13 protein-coding genes are annotated in these 20148 nt (G+C 36.7%); 7 read left to right on the top strand and 6 right to left on the bottom strand.

What is annotated here, in order from left to right; all coding sequences use genetic code 11:
* Positions 1 to 153: 153 nt before the first annotated feature.
* The 3 genes from ALGA_RS13675 to ALGA_RS13665 all read left to right on the top strand — a co-directional run bounded on the left by ALGA_RS13675 (position 154) and on the right by ALGA_RS13665 (position 2411).
* A complete protein-coding gene (locus ALGA_RS13675; RefSeq protein WP_096429902.1) occupies positions 154 to 1104 on the top strand; it encodes an NAD(P)-dependent oxidoreductase in 951 nt (316 codons plus the stop codon).
* A gap of 62 nt (positions 1105 to 1166) precedes the next feature.
* Positions 1167 to 1934: a type III pantothenate kinase gene (locus tag ALGA_RS13670; protein WP_096429900.1), complete on the top strand. Its 768-nt coding sequence runs from the start codon at positions 1167 to 1169 to the stop codon at positions 1932 to 1934.
* A gap of 18 nt (positions 1935 to 1952) precedes the next feature.
* A complete protein-coding gene (locus ALGA_RS13665; protein ID WP_096429898.1) occupies positions 1953 to 2411 on the top strand; it encodes a CYTH domain-containing protein in 459 nt (152 codons plus the stop codon).
* Here the strand turns inward: ALGA_RS13665 and ALGA_RS13660 are convergent.
* Entirely contained in the window at positions 2382 to 5492 is a 3111-nt protein-coding gene (locus ALGA_RS13660; RefSeq protein ID WP_096429896.1) for a glycoside hydrolase family 3 N-terminal domain-containing protein, read from the bottom strand. The genes ALGA_RS13665 and ALGA_RS13660 overlap by 30 nt on opposite strands.
* A 462-nt stretch (positions 5493 to 5954) precedes the next feature.
* On the opposite strand from ALGA_RS13660, the gene ALGA_RS13655 reads away from it, so the two are divergent.
* On the top strand, positions 5955 to 6239 hold the full coding sequence (locus tag ALGA_RS13655; protein WP_096429894.1) for a hypothetical protein: 285 nt from the start codon (positions 5955 to 5957) through the stop codon (positions 6237 to 6239).
* Positions 6240 to 6520: 281 nt separating this feature from the next.
* On the opposite strand, the gene ALGA_RS13650 is transcribed toward ALGA_RS13655, so the two are convergent.
* Genes ALGA_RS13650 through ALGA_RS13635 form a run of 4 tightly spaced genes read right to left on the bottom strand, consistent with a single transcriptional unit; the run spans position 6521 to position 13230 of the window.
* Complete coding sequence (locus ALGA_RS13650; protein ID WP_096429892.1) at positions 6521 to 7660, bottom strand: cysteine desulfurase family protein; 1140 nt, start codon at positions 7658 to 7660, stop codon at positions 6521 to 6523.
* Positions 7661 to 7675: 15 nt separating this feature from the next.
* Positions 7676 to 9622, bottom strand: coding sequence for an OmpA family protein (locus tag ALGA_RS13645; RefSeq protein WP_162845443.1), 1947 nt, complete (start codon positions 9620 to 9622; stop codon positions 7676 to 7678).
* Between the two features lie 44 nt (positions 9623 to 9666).
* Positions 9667 to 12537: a PD-(D/E)XK nuclease family protein gene (locus tag ALGA_RS13640; protein ID WP_096429888.1), complete on the bottom strand. Its 2871-nt coding sequence runs from the start codon at positions 12535 to 12537 to the stop codon at positions 9667 to 9669.
* Positions 12538 to 12552: 15 nt separating this feature from the next.
* Positions 12553 to 13230, bottom strand: a complete 678-nt coding sequence (locus ALGA_RS13635) for a YiiX/YebB-like N1pC/P60 family cysteine hydrolase (protein ID WP_096429886.1) — start codon at positions 13228 to 13230, stop codon at positions 12553 to 12555.
* Between the two features lie 246 nt (positions 13231 to 13476).
* Between ALGA_RS13635 and ALGA_RS13630 the strand changes: the two genes are divergently transcribed.
* From ALGA_RS13630 to ALGA_RS13620, 3 genes are all read left to right on the top strand, one after another.
* The gene (locus ALGA_RS13630; protein WP_096429884.1) at positions 13477 to 16332 is read left to right on the top strand and encodes a 2-oxoglutarate dehydrogenase E1 component; all 2856 of its coding nucleotides are present in this window, start codon (positions 13477 to 13479) and stop codon (positions 16330 to 16332) included.
* Between the two features lie 84 nt (positions 16333 to 16416).
* Entirely contained in the window at positions 16417 to 17661 is a 1245-nt protein-coding gene (gene odhB, locus ALGA_RS13625; protein ID WP_173804016.1) for a 2-oxoglutarate dehydrogenase complex dihydrolipoyllysine-residue succinyltransferase, read from the top strand.
* Positions 17662 to 17846: 185 nt separating this feature from the next.
* Positions 17847 to 19106, top strand: a complete 1260-nt coding sequence (locus tag ALGA_RS13620; protein ID WP_096429880.1) for an Nramp family divalent metal transporter — start codon at positions 17847 to 17849, stop codon at positions 19104 to 19106.
* Between the two features lie 97 nt (positions 19107 to 19203).
* Here the strand turns inward: ALGA_RS13620 and ALGA_RS13615 are convergent, their stop codons facing one another.
* Positions 19204 to 20148 carry a DUF2971 domain-containing protein gene (locus tag ALGA_RS13615; RefSeq protein WP_096429878.1) on the bottom strand — a complete coding sequence of 315 codons (945 nt, stop codon included), beginning with the start codon at positions 20146 to 20148 and terminating at the stop codon, positions 19204 to 19206.

The following is a 20148-nucleotide window of genomic DNA, read 5'->3' as shown; positions in this document are numbered from 1 at the left end:
TGTAAATCCACTTTTGTGAAAGGACAGGCAAACACAAAAAAATCAAAACAATAAAGGCTTAACTAAACCTCCTAAATTCAACGAGTATTAGTTATGGTCAATTTAATTCAAATCCTTACCTTTTAAGCTCTAATATCATTAATCTTCATATCTGTGAAAAACAAAATACTCATCGCCTACTCTATTCCTAAAGAAGGACTTACTGAATTGGAAACTCATTTTGATTTAATTTATCCCGAAAAGGAATTCTTTACAAAAGATGAACTTATTGAGCGAATACCTGAATGTATTGGTTTACTATCCATTTTTAATAGAGATGTATCCGCAGAAATAATAAAAGCCGGAAAGAATCTAAAAATAATTAGTAATTATGGCGTTGGTTTTAACAACATCGATTTGAGTGTGGCTAACGAACAAAAAATTATTGTTTGCAATACACCTGAAGCTGTGTGCGAACCTACTGCTGAATTGTGCATGGGACTTTTACTATCCCTTTCGAGGCAAATATCCGTTTATAATTCTGAATTAAAATCAAATCCAAATTTTGAATGGGGTGTGATGAAAAACTTGGGAAACACACTAAGAGGAAAGACTTTAGGAATTATCGGAATGGGAGAAATTGGCAAATCGGTAGCTGAAAAAGCAATGGCTTTTGGAATGAATATAGCTTATCACAATAGAAAACCTATTACTGATATTAAATGGAGCAAGGCGGTTTATATGAATTTAGAGGAGCTTCTTAAAGAATCAGATGTAGTTTCTCTCCATTGTCCTCTTACCCCCGAAACTGATCATTTATTGGGCGAAAAGGAATTTGTAAAGATGAAAAGCACAGCCTTTTTAATTAATACGGCCCGTGGTGCAGTTGTTCATGAAGAAGCCTTGGCAAAAGCATTAAACAAAGGTGAAATTGCTGGTGCTGGTCTGGATGTATTCGAAAACGAACCTACAATCTATCCTGGATTATTACAACAAAAAAATGCTCTTGTTGTGCCTCATATAGGAACCGCCACATGGGAAACCCGAATTGAAATGGGCAGAGAAGCCAGTCGAAATATGATCGATTATCTGAAAAATGGAAATACAAAAAATCGTGTGAATTAGGCTTTCCTTTAAAAGCTTTTGCCGACCTTTATCAATCGTAAACAATAAAAATAATACAGCATATGCTTCTAGCCATCGACATAGGAAATTCTAATGTGGTTTGCGGTTTATCGAGCAATAATCATTGGGCAGAACAATTTAGAATTCATACTGTTGAAAACAAAACAGCAGATGAGTATGAAGTGATTTACAGAACGTTACTGGCCAGTAGAAATATTGATTTAAAAAAAATTGAACGGGTAGTACTGAGTAGCGTAGTTCCTACATTGATACTTCCCATCCGTGAAATGATTCGAAAACTATTCAATCAGGAACCTCTTATTCTAGGTCCTGAATTGTATCCACGCTTGAATATTGGGATAAGAAATCCGTATGAAATTGGAACGGATCTGGTTTCCAATGCTGTTGCAGCTCATAACAAATATCCTGGCAATTGCATCGTAGTTGATTTTGGAACTGCTCTAACTTTTACTGTCATAAAAGCAGATGGAGATTTATTAGGTGTGACCATTGCTCCCGGGCTAAAAACTGCCATGACATCACTTTCTCAAAAAACAGCACAGTTGCCCAATGTCGATCTGGCAGTACCACCCTCTTGCATTGGTAAAAACACTGTTCATGCAATGCAAGCTGGTATTGTATTAGGCTACAAAGGTTTAATAGAATCACTCTTGACTGGCATGAAAAAGGAAATGGATGGGAAAACCACTGTTATTGCCACTGGAGGATTGGCAACTGTAATGCTTCCTATTCTCGACAGTTTCGATCATCATGAACCATTGCTAACTCTTGATGGACTAAAAATTATTGGAAATATATTTTACAAATAAGTCAATTCTCAATAAAATATGCCAATAGAAATAGAAAGGAAGTACCTGATTAAGGCGGATTTATTAGATCTGCCACTGGGTGGGAAAAAACTTATTCAAGGATACATTTGGAGTGATCCGGATAAAAGTTTACGAATAAGAATTGCTGGCGACAAAGCATTTCTAACCATTAAGACTGGAAATAATCCGTTGAGCAGATCTGAGTTTGAATACGGAATTCCGATGAAAGATGCACAAGATCTTTTAGCTCTTTGCGATTCTAAAATTGAAAAAACACGATATCTGATTCCTCAAAATAATTTATTCTGGGAAGTAGATGTATTTGAAGGTGATAATGATGGTTTAATTGTAGCTGAAATTGAGCTCAATTCTGAACATGAGAAATTTGAGCTACCACATTGGATTGATCATGAGGTTACAAACGAAAGTAAATATTTAAATGTAGAATTAATAAAACATCCCTTTTCGAAATGGTGAAAAAGGCATTGTTATAAATTCAGAATCGGTCTTTTCCTCTTCAATTAAGGACTTGTATATTTGAGACTGAATTTTTGTACGTACATCCATATCAATCAATTTAGTATTTGCTTCATCAGGACAGATTCGATTTGACAGAAAAATATAAAGTAAATCATATTTAGGGTCGACCCAAATCATAGTACCAGTAAAGCCTGTATGACCAAAACTTAAGTCGGAAGCCTCCTCGCATGCTGGCCCCCCTTTTTCGTCCGGATTGTAATAGGGTTTATCAAAACCAATTCCCCTCCTGTTTTCTGAATTTGGATAGGCACGTGACGTAAACCGATTCATCGTCTCGACACTAATATATGTTTCTCCGCCATAAGTCCCTTCCTGCAAGTACATTTGTCCCAATTTTGCTAGATCACCTGCATTCCCAAACACTCCTGCATGCCCCGAAACACCACCAAGCATTGCTGCGGTTGGATCGTGCACATAAGCTTTAATCCATTGCTTTCGGAAAAATTTATCATTCTGTGTTGGCACAATACGATCGACATTGAAACGCTTCAGAGGATTATAGCCCAAACTTGAGGCTCCCAACATATTGTACAAATGTCTTTTCACATAGTTGTCCAAACTTTCACCCGAAATCTCCTTAACCATCTCTCCCATCATTATAAAACCAAGATCGCTGTACTTGTAACCATTTGATTTTCTTAATTCGGATGTTAGTATTTGATTGATAATAGTATCATGATACCCCTTATGAATAAACAACTCATTGGCTACTTGAATTGGATATTCCTCAGAATTTTCATGTGAGAAGATCCCTTCTTTAAACTTGTAGTTTCTATCTAAATACAATTTATCGGCTACCTTAAGACTGTATCGTTTCGAAAAGGTGCGACTAAACAAATCCTTATCAAAACTGGAAGAATCAACAGCTTCCCATTGAAATGGCTTATAACTCAACAATCTTGCTTCATGAGCTAAAATCTTCCTTAAAATCAAAGTATCCTTATTGCTTCCTTTGGCTTTTGAGAAATACTCACCTAATGAATGATCCACATTAATCCACCCTTCATCACTCAATTGCATAAGTGCGGGAAGTGTAGCTACTATTTTTGTGAGTGAAGCCAAGTCGTAAATATCAGGGTTGCGAACTTCAACTTTACCTTCGTAAGTTCGATGCCCATATGATTTATGAAATACCACTTTACCTTTTCTGGCTATTAGAATTTGACAGCCAGGGGTTGCTTTTTTTTTTATTGCATCATGTACTATTGAATCAATAACATTCAACTTAAGGGTATTTAAACCAACTTGTTCAGGTATAGAAAACCCCAAACGGTTGTGTTTAGTTTCAAAACCCGTTCCAACAGGAAAGCGTTCATTAACTGTAACCGGTAATCGTCCTTGTGATGCCAAACCACCAAAAATAATTTGGGCTGAAGCCATTTGAGTTTCAATATTATCCTCATACGAGACTAAAATCCCTTTTAACCGATCAGTCCCTTCGTATAAATCCAAACCATAAGGGTTGGCAAACAGATCAAAAATAACCTTCTGATTTTTTGAAAGCTCAGAAAGAAACTCAATGGTTTGATTCGTAATTCCAAATTTCTTTGCTGCCCGAAGATCACTATCATGCTTACTTACAATCACTAAATTGTACCCACTAAGTTTTTTCAATAATTGAGAATAACTTTCGATCGAAGCATTCTTTTCTATCTGAAAAAAATCTATATCTGTATACCTTCCCATATATTCCTGAAATCTGTTTCGGATGGATACCCCCATTGCAACAGAAGCAATTCTTAGTGTATCTAATCTTTTTAATGGCAATAATCGCTCATCATTTTTCACTAAGGTGATTGCCTTTTCAGTAAGTTCACGTCTTAAAATAAAACCTTGTTGTGTATTTAGTCCGGACCAAAGTTTGTTCCTATCAATTGGCTTATATTCATTTAAATTGAGCCAATACTTTGCTTTTAAAATTTTCAAGCACTTTTCGTTGATCTGATCCCAGGAAAGCTCACCACTCTTAAGTGCCAATTTTATTTCCTTAACCGCTATTGGAACATTTTCAGTAAAAAGAAGTACATCATTCCCGGCTACCAAAGCTTTAGCATCGACTACGCCTTTCTTATAAAATTTACGAATGCCTCGCATGTTTAAAGCATCAGTAAATATTAAACCCTTAAAGCCCATTTCTTCCTTTAGCAAATGCGTAACAATAGGCTTGGATAATGTTGCAACCTTTTGAAGTGAGTCTAGTGCCGGTACATTTAGGTGAGAAACCATTATACCCGCCAAACCATTATTTATAACATAACGGAATGGAAATAATTCAATAGAATCGAGCCTTTCAATAGAATGATCGACCAAAGGAAGTTCGAAATGAGAATCTGTCGCCGTATCGCCATGACCCGGGAAATGCTTGCCAACAGCAATAATTCCTGATTTCTCCATTCCGGAAGCAAAAGCATACGATTTATTAGTCACATTATAGCGATCCTCACCAAAGGAACGACTATTAATTACGGGATTATGCGGATTATTATTCACATCCATTACAGGAGAGAAATTCACATGAACACCAAGTCGCTGGCATTCTATTCCGATCTGTTTTCCCAATTGAAAAATCAAATCATCATCTTGAATTGCTCCAAGCATGATTTGTCGTGGATAACTGATCGTTTGCTTTAATCTGGCTCCCAATCCTATTTCGGCATCCATTCCAATCCAAAGAGGAACTTTTGCCAAACTTTGGTACCAATTGGTCAATTCGGCTTGTTTTCCCGGTTCTCCTTGAAAAAAAATAATCCCTCCAATTTGATATTTATTCACCAAATTGGAAATTTTCTCTGACTCCTTCGTCCCTTTATTTGAGTATGCAGCAACCATAAACAACTGAGCTATTCGTTCATCATCACTTAAAGTCGACAAAATTGAATCTGCCCAGTTATTGGATTCAGACAAGCGGTCAATCAACCTATTTTCTTCAAAAGGAATACTTTGTGCCGAAACAAAAATATTATTTGCAAGTAAAATAAGGATAATAAACAGTCTTTGTGGGGAATATATATGTGTCATGAATATCTTTCTTTTTGAATAATGCGGTGCAGTAAAATTAGAAATACCGTATCAATTAATAGAATGATTTATCATTTAAAATGAAAGATTAATAAATTATTTCGGAGAGAAAAAGTTGTAAACAAAAAAAAGGGGCAATGCCCCTTTTCCTACGTACAACTAAAACCATACTAAAAACTTGAAAAGAACTGAAACTTGTCAAGTTCAATATGAAAATTGAAGATACTTCTACCTTCACTACACAAGTAAAGCTATTATAAGATAAAGAATAAAACAAGTGTCAAGTCTGCCATTTTTTTCAAAATGAACATAACCACACAAGCCCATCTAGCTGATTACCCGCAAATAACAGGTTGTGTTAAATTATCAACAACCTTATTATTTTTGAGAAATCAATATTAATTACAAAATTAAAAAGTGAAATAGACCTATTTAGCATGTTAAATCCCGAATCAACCCATTATGAAAAAAATATTCTTAATTCTACTATCTTTTTCATTTAGCTCATTTATCATAGCTCAACAAATAGAAAAAATAAATCTATTTTTAGATGATTCTGGAGAGATTCCTTTGGAAACGAATTACCAACACAGAGCAACAAGTCAACAATTTCAAAATTGGATTTCGTCACTTCCTGAAAATGTGACTGGCAAGATAGTATACAACAATTCAAATTCCGGAGAATTTCGCTTCAAAGGCTGTGTTCCAATTTTTTTTAAGCGAGAAACCTACCGTTTCCCAGACTGAAATGCACTTTACTCTTTCAATTCACTACACCAGAAACCAATCGACTGTTAAGATTGCAGATATTTACTATCAATCCTTTCCGGAATATGGTAAACAAGGAACTCCATCTATCATTTCTTACCCTAAAGATTGGTACTGAAAAGCAAAATTGCGCAAAAAATCAGGTAATCTACCTTGGCAGAATCGAATGGTTAAAGAAAACACCATTTCCAAGACGAAAGAATTACTGGCTAGTGGAAATGAGTTTTTCAGGTAATTAAAATTCTTACATATAGCTTCCTTTACTTAGCATCTCTACGCAAACTTTTAACCACCTCTATTATTTCATTTGAAGCCAAATCTATTTCTGTTTTTGTTGTAAATCGGCCAACAGAAAAGCGAATTGTTCCCATTGCATATTCTATTGGGACATGCATCGCTTCTAATGTTGCTAAAACACTTATTGAATCGGTGTGACATGCAGCACCTGCAGATGCAGCCACATTTTTCATCCTTTTTAAGATCTCATTTACATGAAGATTTTTAAAAGAAGCACTTAAAGTATTTGGCAAACAAAAATCGGAATTTCCATTAAACTGAACATCCGAAAGTTGAGCCAAATTATTGCGTAAACGCTTAATCAAATTCTTTTCATGCCTCATTCTAATGTCTTCATCCTCCATTGCCAATTCAGCTGCTCTTCCTAAACCCACAATTTCCAACACATTTTCGGTTCCCGCTCTCAAATTTCGTTCATGATCTGCACCATGAATCAATTTCTGCAATTTAATTCCCTCACGAATGTACAGCGCACCAATTCCTTTGGGACCATACAATTTATGACCTGCAATGCTTAGTAAATCGACACCTAATTCCTGCACATTTACTGGCACCTTACCAACTGCCTGAGCACAATCTGAATGAACAACAATATTATTTCCCTTCGCCAATTTCGAAATTTCAGAAATTGGCTGTAAAGTTCCCACCTCGTTATTCGCATACATGATCGATATCAATATAGTATCCTTTCGAATCGCCTTTTTCACATCGGACAATTTCACTCTTCCAGTTTCATCAACCGGCAGATAGGTGACCTCGAAGCCCTCTGTTTCCAAAAATTTACAAACCTCTATTATTGCCGGATGCTCGATAGAAGATGTGATAATATGTTTGCCCTTAGCCTGATTTGCAAACGCATAACCTTTTAATGCATAATTATTTGATTCACTACCTCCACTTGTAAATATCAATTCACCCGCATTACAATTCAGCAATGAAGCAACCTGATTTCTGGCTTTATCGACAGCCTCTTTGCTTTGTCGCCCATAAAAATGAGAACTCGACGGATTGCCAAAAAAACCTTTTAAGTAAGGAAGCATTGCATCAGCAACTTCTGGTGCGATAGGTGTAGTCGCATTGTAATCAAGATATATAGGCTTCATTTCAGTAGTTATTTTTTATTCATTTTCAAGAACCTTAAATTCAGTTCTTCTGTTTAAACTTCTTCCCTCTTCGGTCTTATTATCAGCAATAGGATGCAAAGCTCCATATCCTTTAAAGCTTAACCGGTTTGCATTTATTCCCTTTGAAATTAAAAAATTACAAACTTCCTTTGCCCGATTATTAGAAAGACTCAGGTTGTGTTCTTCACTCCCTGTATCATCGGTATGACCGGCAATTTCAATTTTTAATTTAGGATGAGTAGACAATAGCTCGTATAAACGGGTCAATTCAGTTTCTGATTTTGGCAAGATATCCCAGGAATCCAATTCAAAAAACACATTACGAAGCACTATTTCTTCTCCCTTTTCAATCTTATTCAAATAAATATTTAATTGTTGAGGGTTCGATTTCTCCTGATCATTTAACATCGAAAAATGCGCTGAGTAAAAAAGATAATTTTCAGCCTCAGCAGAAAATAAATATTCTTTTCCCGAAGGCAAACAAACCAAATAGCTACCATCCATCCGATCCGATTTAATCTGAGTAATTGTGTCTTTGCTCATCAAATCGATCAATAAAAGCGACGCAGACACCGGATTTTTAGATTTCGCATCCAATACATTCCCTTTTAACCACGAAGCAGACTTAGGCTGTAAATCTACAGGCATATTAAAACTGAAGATATCTTTCCCTTTGCCTTTTAGGCGATCGGAAGAAAAGTAAGCCTTGTTGCCTTTCGCATTAATGACCAATCCGATTTCATCGTTACATGTATTAATTGGGTATCCCAAATTTTCTGGTTCAATCCATTTCCCATCTTTGTTTTTCTCCGTTTTAAACAGATCATATCCTCCCATTCCGGTCAAACCATCTGAAGAAAATACCAGATACTGATTTCCTGCATGAATAAACGGAGACATTTCATTATTTGTTGAATTTAGGGGGAAATTAGTAGGCTGGGTCCAGCGTTGCTTTCCATCAGCCGTCGTTTCGATTAATCTCGAATGCCAAATGTCCATTTTCCCCTTTCCTGATTTTCTATTGCTCACAAAATACAATTCCCGTCCGTCAGCAGATATGCTTGGCTGAGCTTCCCAATCTTTCGAATTAATTGGTTTGCCGACATTTATTGGTGCAGACCAAACATTCCCTTCCCGAACCGAATAATAAATATCGCATCGTCCATATCCGTTGGAACGATCACAAGCCGTAAAATACATGTATTTACCATCAGCAGTAATCGTTTGAGCCCCTTCATTCATTTCTGTATTTATAACCAGAGATAATGCTTCTGCAGGCCTCCACAAACTATCTTCCCTCTGTGACACATAAAAATCCTCTTGTCTCTTAATTATTACTTCAGTTCCTTCTTTCTTTTCGAGCATCAATCGGGTAAACACCAGCAATTCCTCATCGGCTGTAAGGCTGGGCCAGTATTCATCAAATTCAGAATTCACATTTCCGCCAAGGTTTACAGGCTTGAAATCGACAGGATTTGCTATCGAATGGATGGCAAACTGACAACTTTCTATTCTTTTTTTCGCCAAAGTCTGATTTCTTCCGGAACTGCTTGAAAGTGATAGGAAATCTTTATATTTCGCTAATGCCTTTTGATATTCTCCTATTTCTAAGTAAGTATTCGCCAAATTAAAATGCACATTCGTGAAGAAGCCTGCATCAATTTCTATTGCCTTTTGGTAAGCCTCTATTTCTAATCCCGTTTTCCCCGTTTCGTGCAATACATCAGCCTTAAAAAGCCAAGCTTCAATAAAATCAGGGCTTTGCTCAATTGCTACATCTAAATATTTCAGAGCTTCGGAATTATCCATATGCCGATAAGCCTCTGAAGCCAACTCGTAATTTTTGATGGCTCTCTTTGACTTAATGCTGTATTTTTTTTGTGCATTGGAAGTAGGTCCAAGTAACAAACAAAACAAGATTAAAATAATTGATCGACACATTTTAATACTATTTTTCATTTCAAAAGTCCAAAATGAGCCACGATTTATCGATGACAAATTTCTGAGTACACACAAGTTCGGCAAATATCTTTGTTTTCCACCTGCGAAAAAGGAATATCCTGATTAAAAATCTCTTCCAGCAATTCCTTTAAGCCTTCAACAAATTCGGCTTTAAACATCCTGTAATCATCAACACGAATGGCATTTCCGCGCCCTTCTTTTTGAGCTAATGTACAATCAAACCCATCGCTAAAAAATTCTTTAAGGCTATATATTCCCGGGGAAATTGCTAAATCTGGCTTATAATTTTCATCGTAAAACAAGCAATAAAGCAAAGTTTGAAATGCCGCTTTATTTTTATTCTTGCCTTCTTTTTCGAAAAGAGAAGCGATGTCCTTAAAAATCAGATCTGCCTTACCTGTTTTGTAATCCAGAATACGAATAGCATCACCCAGCTTATCAACCCGATCAATCAATCCACTTATATTAACCACTCGATCGGCTTTCTCCCCTATTGGCAGTTGAATCTTATATTTCCCTTCTAATGAAACAATTTCAAAGGGTGCAAATTTCTGATCCAAAATCAATATCCGATCAATAAATTTCTTTAAGATATCGAATATGAGTAGGTTTCTTCCACCAATCTCCATTGGCTGATCCTTCTTTAGCTTAAAGTAGATCGTTCGAAAAGCATCCTTTAAAACCTGATCCAATAAATTTTTATTTTTTCGCAATCCCTCCAAATCTTCTTTCTGAATTGTTTTGCCACTAAAAGGCTTGTACAACTCTTCCAAAACCGAGTGAAATAAATTACCAAAGGTTGGCGGATCAATCTCCTCAAGAACCACATCAGGCTCTTTTAAACCAGCTAAATATTTAAAGTAAAAGCTTAAACTACAATTCATGTAAGTATTTAATGCTGATGGCGAAAAGCTCTTAAAACTATCCCCACAATACTCATTTAAACGAGTTTGAATTCGTTCATTTTTAGTCACACTAATCGGCTTGGCTTCCTGCAACGAAATATTATAAGATGGACTGTTCTCAACGATCTCGAAATCTGATTCGTATTTTAGCTGATACAAAAAGCGACTCATCTCACCTGTTCGCATTCCATCACTTTGAGTGCTGTACAACAATTTAAGATCTTCAACGCGCTGAATCAATCTATAAAAATAGTAGGCGAAAATCGCATCCTGATGGTCGATTGTTGGCATTCCGAATCCTTTACGCAAATGGTAAGGAACGAATGAATTTGCAGCTCCTGTTTTAGGCAATTTACCTTCGTTCATCGAAAGGATTACGATCTTCTTGAAGTCGAGCAATCGTGTTTCCAAAATCCCCATCACCTGCAAACCAGCCAATGGTTCTCCTTCAAAAGGAATGCTCAGACTTTGAATCATTTTATCCAGAATCTTATAAAAAGTATCCTGTTTAAGATCTATTTTGTGCTGATTTAATAAAGAATTGAGACGCTTTATCGCCAAAAACAAATGGTAAATATATTCCTGTTCAATTTTATCAACCAAAGATTTTTCCTCATCAGCAGTTTCTAATTTCTGATAAATCCCTTGAAGCAATTCAAGCAGATATATTGAAAATTGCTCCACACTACTAACCGGCGAAAAAAGTTTCTCCAATACGGGATCACCTTTAATTAAACGTTGTGGAACTTCAATTCTATTGGTTGTTAAGATATCTTGTGTTATGGTATGTGCCAATTCAGGATTAACTGAATTCAAATATTGGTGATTCAAAAGAGCCAATACCTGTTTGTGATGAAACGATACCTCTCCGCCAGAATTTTTCACGCTTTTTTGCAGATCGATAACCAAACGTAACAAACTGGCAACAGGCGTATTTTTTGCCGGATATCCCATGGTCACATTCACATTTTTTGCAATTTTAGGAATGGAATGCAATACCGGAAGAAGCAACTCCTCATCAGCCAAAACAATTGCCGTTTCCTCTAATGCATACTCCGAATTCGTGCAAAACTCCTCAACCACGGCGTGGGCATACTTCGCCTGTCCCACCTCCGAGGAGAGCGAAACAAATTCAATCTTTGTTTTATTGTTTTTAATATTGTCGAAGCGAATATTCGTTTTGGGTGAAGGAAATCTTTTGATGTTTTCCCGCATAAACAAACCAGCTTCATGAAAAGGATTTTTGAGATATGACTCATCGTAATCCCAATAAAAATCGGCTTTATCTTGTCTTTTCAACTCATCAAACAAATTCTTTTCGCAACGGTTTAATGCATTAAAGCCAATAAAAAGGACTCTGTCTTCTTTGATATTAATCTTCCCCGATTCCAGCTCATCCACCAGTTTACGTGAAGCCATTCCTTCGTATGCCAATCCTTCAGATTGCAATTCATCTCGAAAATCAGAATAAATTGGGTACAAATTCTCCCAAAGCTTCACAAATTCTTTCTGATGCTCCGAATAATTCTCGGGACGGAAAGAACTCCAAAATGACTGAATGGCAACAATCTGCTCTTCGGTTAAGTAATCAAACAGGTTATCAATTTCTTTTTCCTCTGCTAAATTCTGAAACAAATGTTTCGCATTCACCCGGTACTTGTCCAAATCGTCGAAATCTCCCAAAAGCATTTCTCCCCAGTGGTAAAACTCATCGAAACTCTCCGAAACTTCCATTCTCTGAATGTAAATTTTATACAATCGGAAAAGCAAGCCCAAATTATCCTCTGTTTGTAATTGAGAATGCGTTTTAAAAAAATCATTAATGGTGAGAATCTTTGGCGCCCAAACTGGTTGTTCAATCAACTCATTCAAATACTTTGAGAAAAATAAACCTGCACGGCGATTTGGAAACACCAACATGCAATTGGATAAATTGCTGCCATATTTTTCGTACAGCTCGCCGGTTAATTCACGTAGAAAAGAATTCATATATAGAGTATAAACTTAGCGTTCGTTATTAGAATGGTAACTGTAAACCATATTTATATTTGCTGATAAGGACATTCCATTTGGATTCAAACCCGGTTTTCCTTCCGGGATATCCACACCTAACTTTTTATAATACTCAATCCAAAATGGAAGAAAATCTCCTGTTTTAGCATCTTTAAAAGTCATTGGATTTAATTGAAAGACCTGCATCGAATCTTCAGAATTGAAAAACAGTTCGTAAATCAACTCCGAACAATAGTAAGTTGAGTCTCCCATGATGTAAATATCATCGTATGGTTTTCCAATTAGCTTTTTCCCTGACTCAAGTGCTTCATGAATCAATACACCAAATTCGGGTTTTAGTCTTCCCACCTCAACCTTTGGTTTTTGATCAGCAGTTGTGCTTCGCTGTAAAAAAGTATTGAGCTTGGTATAAATGACTCCTTTTGAAATGGCCTCTAAAACCAAGGTATCTCCATTGGAATCAATATCAACAATACCCACATGCGAAAAACTCAAATGTTTCTCTCCTCCGGTTACTGATTCTATGGCATCCGAAATTGAATCAGAATCCAGATCCTGAAAAAGCAGATCCCCTTTTTCTAAAGCGAACGGCTGTTTTTTTTGTACATTATGACAGGCTGTTAGCTGAGTACCAAGTACGAGAACAATCAAAATACGGAGAAAATACATCGGTGAAATATTACATGTTTATCTTGAAAAATCTAAAGTAATTCGAACCTGTATCAAATAAAAGAATAGTGCTGATTATTTTCAGTAATGTTACGCTTAATCCTCTTATCGAAAAACTCTATAAGGGCATTTGAAAAAAAAATGATCTTTTTATCTTTTATTCGTTTTTGATATCACCATAAGCTTTAAAAATTAATACATTTGTTTAAGTAACAACGAATATCAGTAAGAACAACGAACAATTATATGGATAAATTTAGCTTTTTGGGCAATAGCGAAATCGAATATATCGACAAACTTTACCAATCCTATAAGAATGATCCTAAATCGGTTGAAGAAAGTTGGAGACAATTTTTCCAGGGATTTGACTTTGCAACGACCAAATACCCAGGTAAGGAACAAGTGGTTACCGAAAATATACCTGCCACCAATTCGATGAGCAAAGAATTCAATGTTATGAATTTGGTTCAAGCATATCGTCAGCGTGGACATCTTTTCACCAAAACCAATCCGGTTCGAACCCGACGAAAATATTTCCCTACTCTAGACATTGAGAACTTCGATTTATCTGAATCCGATTTGGAAACTGTTTTCCATGCAGGAACAGAAATAGGATTGGGAGCTTCAAAATTAAAAGATATTGTATCGCATTTGCAGGAAACTTATTGCAAATCGATAGGAGCAGAATACGTTTTTGTACGTCATCCTCAAATGATGCGATGGCTGCAAAGCAAAATGGAAGGAACCAAAAATACGCCCAATTTTAACGATGAACAGCGCAAGCACATCTATTATCATTTAAAGCTTGCCGTTGGATTTGAAAACTACATTCACAAAAAATTTGTAGGTCAGAAACGCTTTTCACTTGAAGGAACGGAAACCTTAATTCCCGCTTTGGATGCCATGATTGAACGTGGTGCTGAACTTGGTGTTCAGGAGTTTATTTTTGGAATGGCTCACCGCGGAAGACTAAATGTTTTAGCCAATATTTTAGAGAAACCTTATGCTAATATTTTCAAAGAATTTATGGGTGAAGAGTTCGACGAAGATATTGCTTTAGGTGATGTAAAATATCACCTGGGATATGGAAATACTGTAAAAACAGACAATGGCAGTAAAGTAAAACTTCATTTGGCGCCAAATCCTTCTCATTTGGAAACCGTTGGTGCTGTTGTAGAAGGAATTTCACGCTCGAAAATTGATAACGACTACGCAGGCGATCAGGATAAATTGGTTCCTGTTATCATTCATGGTGATGCAGCGATTGCCGCACAAGGAATTGTTTACGAAACAGTTCAGATGTCGCAACTAACCGGATATAAAACCGGAGGAACCATTCATTTGGTAATCAATAATCAGATTGGTTTTACGACCAATTATCTGGATGCCCGTTCGAGTACTTATTGCACTGATGTTGCAAAGGTGACCCGCTCTCCTGTTTTTCATGTAAATGGCGATGATGTGGAAGCTTTAATTTTCACCATAAAACTTGCCATGGAATACCGTCAGGAATTCAATTCTGATGTTTTCATTGATATTCTTTCGTATCGGAAATTTGGTCATAACGAAGGTGATGAACCTCGTTTTACCCAACCTATTTTGTACAAAAAAATTGCCAAGCATAAAAATCCGAGAGATATTTATGCCGATTTCCTTATGGAAAAAGGAATTTACTCTAAAGAAGAGATAAAAATTAGTAATGATGATTACAACAAGCTTTTAGATAAAGATTTTGAACTATCTAAAACTTTTAAAAAGGTATTCATACAGCCCTTCTTAGAGGATTATTATAAAGATATTCGACATTCAACAAAGGAAGATTTCGAGTCTTCTCCGAAAACAGGAGTTGATAAAAAAACTTTACTTGAGCTTGCCGGAAACATTACTAATTTGCCCAAAGATCTAACTTTCTTCAAGAAAATTGGAAAGTTAATGTCCGATCGCAAGAAGATGATCGAGAATGATAAATTGGATTGGGCAATGGGAGAACTGCTTGCCTATTCCAGCCTGCTGGAAGAAGGAAACAGTGTGCGTGTAAGCGGACAGGATTCGGAAAGAGGAACCTTCTCGCACCGACATGCAGCTTTGATTATTGAGAATTCAGACGAGAAATATTTCCCGCTTAAAAATATCAGCGACAAGCAAGCACCTTTCCATATCTACAATTCATCCTTAAGCGAGTATGGTGTGCTTGGATTTGAATATGGATATGCTTTGGCTCATCCTACCGGACTGACTATTTGGGAAGCCCAGTTTGGTGATTTCCATAATGTTGCTCAGGCAGTTATCGACCAATACATAAGTGCTGCCGAAGACAAGTGGGGCATAAAAAATGGTTTGGTAATGTATTTGCCGCATGGATACGAAGGTCAGGGAGCAGAACATTCAAGTGCAAGAATGGAGCGATTCCTTACTTTATGTGCAAACAACAACATGCAAATTATAAACCCAACGACACCTGCCAACTTGTTTCACATGTTACGAAGACAAGTGAAACGTGATATACGGGTTCCGTTGATTTGCTTCACACCAAAAAGTCTGCTTCGTCATGCAAAATGTGTTTCGAAAATGGATGAATTGGCCAAAGGACAGTTTCAAGAAGTTATTGACGACAATAATATAATTGCAGAAGAAGTTCGCCGCGTTGTTTTCTGTTCCGGAAAAATCTATTACGATTTACTGGCCCGAAAAGAAGAATTATTTGCTCAGGATATCGCCTTGGTTCGAGTGGAACAATTGTATCCCTTTCCTGAGAAACAGATTGATCAAGTTTTGAATCGATATCCAAATGCCCTTCTTCATTTGTGGGTTCAGGAAGAACCTGAAAACATGGGAGCCTGGCAATTTGTCAACTACCAGTTTAAAAACAAGGATGTTAAACTGGTTCCTGTTGCACGCCAATCTAGTGGCAGTCCGGCAACCGGATTGAATAAGATTCATTTGGCAGGACAAAACGAAATTATAAACAAGGTATTTCGAAAATGCAATTGCGATCGAAAACTGAAATATTGCGGATTGCAATGTGTGGAAGGCAGTTCTCATGCAGACATCCTGCTTCAGCACGAATATTTTGCAGAGAAAAAAAGTAAGTTAATCATGTAAACCAAAAGACCCAAATACAAAGTATCAAGACAAGTAGCAGGTTTAGTGACTTTTACCCGATGATAAAACAATAATACAATAAAGATGATCGAAATTAAAATACCTAGTCCCGGAGAATCCATTTCCGAAGTAGAAATAGCCAACTGGTTTGTTGCAGAGGGTGACATTGTTGAAAAGGATCAGGAAATTGCAGAAGTTGAATCGGATAAAGCGACTCTGACTCTTATTGCTGATGAAGGTGGTAAAATTCAGATCATGGCGCAGGAAGGCGATACGGTTGCTGTTGGATCGGTTGCCTGCAAAATTGACACCAGTTTTGCAGGAGAAGCATCTGCTTCCTCTGCTCCTAAAGAAGCCAAAAAAGAAGTTCCTGCTGAAAAGACTGCACCTGTAGTTGCATCCGAATCAAAAACCAAAAATTCGGAAACATACAAGGATGTTAAAATTTCTCCTGTTGCGAAAAAATTGATGGAAGAAAATCACCTTTCGGTTGATGATGTTATTGCAGGCATTCAACGATTGTCGAAAAAAGACATTCAGGCGGTAGTTGACAATTCAGGAAATCAACCGGTAATTCCAACTCAAAACACAAGCATTTCAAGAGAAGTCAAACGCACAAAAATGACTAATCTTCGGAAGAAGTTGGCCGCTCGTTTGGTTTCTGTAAAGAATGAAACTGCCATGCTAACTACTTTTAATGAAGTAGACATGACTGCGGTAATGGCATTGCGAAGCAAGTATCAAAAGAAATTTGTAGAAACTCACGATATTAAGCTGGGCTTTATGTCCTTCTTTACCAAAGCGGCTTCGGAGGCTTTAAAGCTTCACCCGTCGGTAAATTCGATGATGGATGGTGAGGAGATTGTATCTCCTGAATACACCGATATTGCTATCGCGGTGCAAACACCAAAAGGATTGATGGTTCCGGTAATCCGAAACATCGAAACCTTAGGTTTGGCAGATATCGAAAAGGAATTAATGAGATTGGCCAACAAAGCCCGTACGGGTAAAATCAGTTTGGATGAAATGACTGGCGGAACTTTTACCATTACCAATGGTGGTGTGTTTGGCTCTCTATTGAGTACTCCAATTATCAATCCTCCACAATCGGGCATTTTGGGCATGCACAATATTGTTGAGCGACCCATTGCTGTAAACGGCAAGGTAGAAATTCGCCCAATGATGTACATCGCTCTATCCTACGATCATCGTGTGATTGATGGTAAGGATTCAGTTGGTTTCTTAGTTAAGATGAAGGAAATGATTGAAAATCCACAAAAAATGCTGTTCGGAGGAAAAGATCCGGATTCATTATTGCTGGGGATATAATCTCCCGATTTGAATCTTTCATTGCATAACAAAATACAAACCGGAAGTTAATACAGCTTCCGGTTTGCATTTTGAAAAAAAGTGCTCCCCCCATCCTAATTCTATCAGAAATTGAACACGCTTTCTAAAATAGCATTCAGTCTTGGGATAATTGTATCAACTTACTTTTAATAACAGAACAAATAATGTTTAAATCATTAAGGAATATTGACAAGAAAGGTTACAAACCACAACATGGAGCCTTGGATATATTCAAATACATTGGTCCCGGGCTATTGGTGACCGTCGGATTTATCGATCCGGGCAACTGGGCTTCGAACCTTGCTGCAGGAGCAGACTATGGTTATGCATTATTATGGATGGTAAGTCTTTCTACCATCATGTTGATATTTCTGCAACACAATGTAGCGCATTTGGGCATTGCTACAGGACTTTGTCTTTCGGAGGCTACCATGATTTACATTAAACCTGTCTATTCAAAATTGATTCTTTCATCGGCTATGCTGGCTTCTATTTCAACCTCGCTGGCCGAAATACTGGGAGGAGCTATCGGCTTAAATATGCTGTTTGATTTACCCATAAGAGCCGGAGCTTTGCTGGTCACCATATTCGTTATGATTATGCTGTATACCAATGCATACCGAATGATTGAGAAATGGATTATCGCATTTGTATCGGTGATTGGTTTGTCGTTTTTTTATGAACTATCGCTGGTAGATATTGATTGGAACAGTGCCATGACAGGATGGGTAACTCCAAGCTTCCCTCAAGGTTCGATGCTTGTAATTATGAGTGTATTGGGAGCTGTTGTAATGCCTCACAACTTGTTTCTTCATTCGGAAATTATTCAAAGCCGGCAATGGAATCTGAAAGATGAGAAAATCATAAAAAAGCAATTGAAATTTGAGTTTCTGGATACCTTCGTATCAATGATTATAGGCTGGGCAATAAACAGTGCCATGATTTTATTGGCGGCCGCCACCTTCTTTAAAACGAAAACTCCGGTTACGCAACTCGAACAGGCAAATCATTTATTGGCGCCTCTTTTGGGTGAACATGCCGCAGTTGTTTTTGCAGTAGCTCTTTTATTTGCCGGATTGGCCTCCACCATTACTTCAGGAATGGCTGCAGGATCGATATTTGCAGGGATGTTTAAAGAGCCCTATGATATTAAAGACAATCATTCCCGATTGGGCGTTGCCATTTCTTTGCTGGTTGCATTGGCAATTATCTATTTTATATCCAATCCTTTTCAGGGATTGATTATTTCGCAAATGATATTGAGTATTCAATTGCCATTTACAATTTTTGCGCAGGTGTACCTAACCTCTTCGTCGAAAGTAATGGGCAAATACAAAAACTCAACCCTGTCGAAAATTACTCTTTATGCCATGGGAGGAATCATCACAATACTGAATATTGCTCTTTTCGTCAGCTTTCTGTAAATACAATACACTAACAGGGATTAAAACTGCCCTTAGGTTTCTGCCATAAAAAAGACCTGTCAGGTTTTAAAAACCTGACAGGTCTATATACTTAAATTTACCTAAAAGGAACTTCTGATTTTCTAATCTTTACGTAATTCTCATTTTTCTCATCTGATATATCATAACCTACCTTTTCCAAGATACATTCAATTAATTTTTTTGCCAGTTCCTTATCTGCACAAGGTCCAATAATTATCTCTTTTAGTGCTTCTTTTTCAAAGCTATGATCTATATATGGCTTTAGTATACCTTTATTTTCTTGATGTTTAACATCGCCATTTGACGCACATTTTACAATCCTCCACTCATTTTCGTATTCATAAGCAAAATGCTTTATAGAAGTGTATAATATCCCTAATAAAAAATCTGGGTCTTCATATGTAAAGCCATCAACAAAAGATATTTTTTCATATAAATCCTTAATAAACATACTCATATATGATTTAAAACTTTCTTTATCATAACTACACTTCACCCAACTTGCATTTAAATTAGCAATTGTTTCTTTTTTTATACCTATAGCTACTCCTCGACCATTATCGCCATAGGTATTCCACATTGGTAAATTATCATGATTTTCAGATAAAGAAGTTACATACGGCTTACCCGTAATAAGAGATCCAATATATTCAAACTTCTTACTATTCATGTATTTCAAAAGATCTTTTTTATCTGTTGGATCCATTATATTCACATAATCCTTTAACATTCCTTCCAGAATCCCACATGCGAATACATATTCTGTTTCATCATTCAAATACTCTACATGGGTTCCTCTTAATATTAAAGTCCCTTTTTCTTTCACATTATTCAATATGGATTGCAAAGTGCCCATAGTGGTATAGTGATAGAGAATATCAGGTTCCTTTTGAGTTTCAAGTAACAAATTGAATTTACTGGGATCGATACCATTATTAAAAGCATCTGGAAATTGTTCCTTTATGATTTCTTTTTGTTCCGGCGTAATAGCTTTCGATAATATTTTGCGCTTTATTGTCAT

The organism is Labilibaculum antarcticum (genome assembly GCF_002356295.1).
Taxonomy (GTDB): domain Bacteria; phylum Bacteroidota; class Bacteroidia; order Bacteroidales; family Marinifilaceae; genus Labilibaculum; species Labilibaculum antarcticum.
Note: the sequence above shows the minus strand (reverse complement) of the source record. Positions and strands in the feature narration are given on the sequence as shown.

What these genes read in the sequence shown, in the direction of transcription:
- ALGA_RS13670 (WP_096429900.1), top strand. Translation starts at nt 1,167, where the DNA reads ATGCTTCTAGCCATCGACATAGGAAATTCTAATGTGGTTTGCGGTTTA.
- ALGA_RS13665 (WP_096429898.1), top strand. Translation starts at nt 1,953, where the DNA reads ATGCCAATAGAAATAGAAAGGAAGTACCTGATTAAGGCGGATTTATTA.
- ALGA_RS13660 (WP_096429896.1), bottom strand. Translation starts at nt 5,492, where the DNA reads ATGACACATATATATTCCCCACAAAGACTGTTTATTATCCTTATTTTA.
- ALGA_RS13655 (WP_096429894.1), top strand. Translation starts at nt 5,955, where the DNA reads ATGAAAAAAATATTCTTAATTCTACTATCTTTTTCATTTAGCTCATTT.
- ALGA_RS13650 (WP_096429892.1), bottom strand. Translation starts at nt 7,660, where the DNA reads ATGAAGCCTATATATCTTGATTACAATGCGACTACACCTATCGCACCA.
- ALGA_RS13645 (WP_162845443.1), bottom strand. Translation starts at nt 9,622, where the DNA reads ATGTGTCGATCAATTATTTTAATCTTGTTTTGTTTGTTACTTGGACCT.
- ALGA_RS13640 (WP_096429888.1), bottom strand. Translation starts at nt 12,537, where the DNA reads ATGAATTCTTTTCTACGTGAATTAACCGGCGAGCTGTACGAAAAATAT.
- ALGA_RS13635 (WP_096429886.1), bottom strand. Translation starts at nt 13,230, where the DNA reads ATGTATTTTCTCCGTATTTTGATTGTTCTCGTACTTGGTACTCAGCTA.
- ALGA_RS13630 (WP_096429884.1), top strand. Translation starts at nt 13,477, where the DNA reads ATGGATAAATTTAGCTTTTTGGGCAATAGCGAAATCGAATATATCGAC.
- odhB (WP_173804016.1), top strand. Translation starts at nt 16,417, where the DNA reads ATGATCGAAATTAAAATACCTAGTCCCGGAGAATCCATTTCCGAAGTA.
- ALGA_RS13620 (WP_096429880.1), top strand. Translation starts at nt 17,847, where the DNA reads ATGTTTAAATCATTAAGGAATATTGACAAGAAAGGTTACAAACCACAA.
- ALGA_RS13615 (WP_096429878.1), bottom strand. Translation starts at nt 20,148, where the DNA reads ATGACAATAAAGCGCAAAATATTATCGAAAGCTATTACGCCGGAACAA.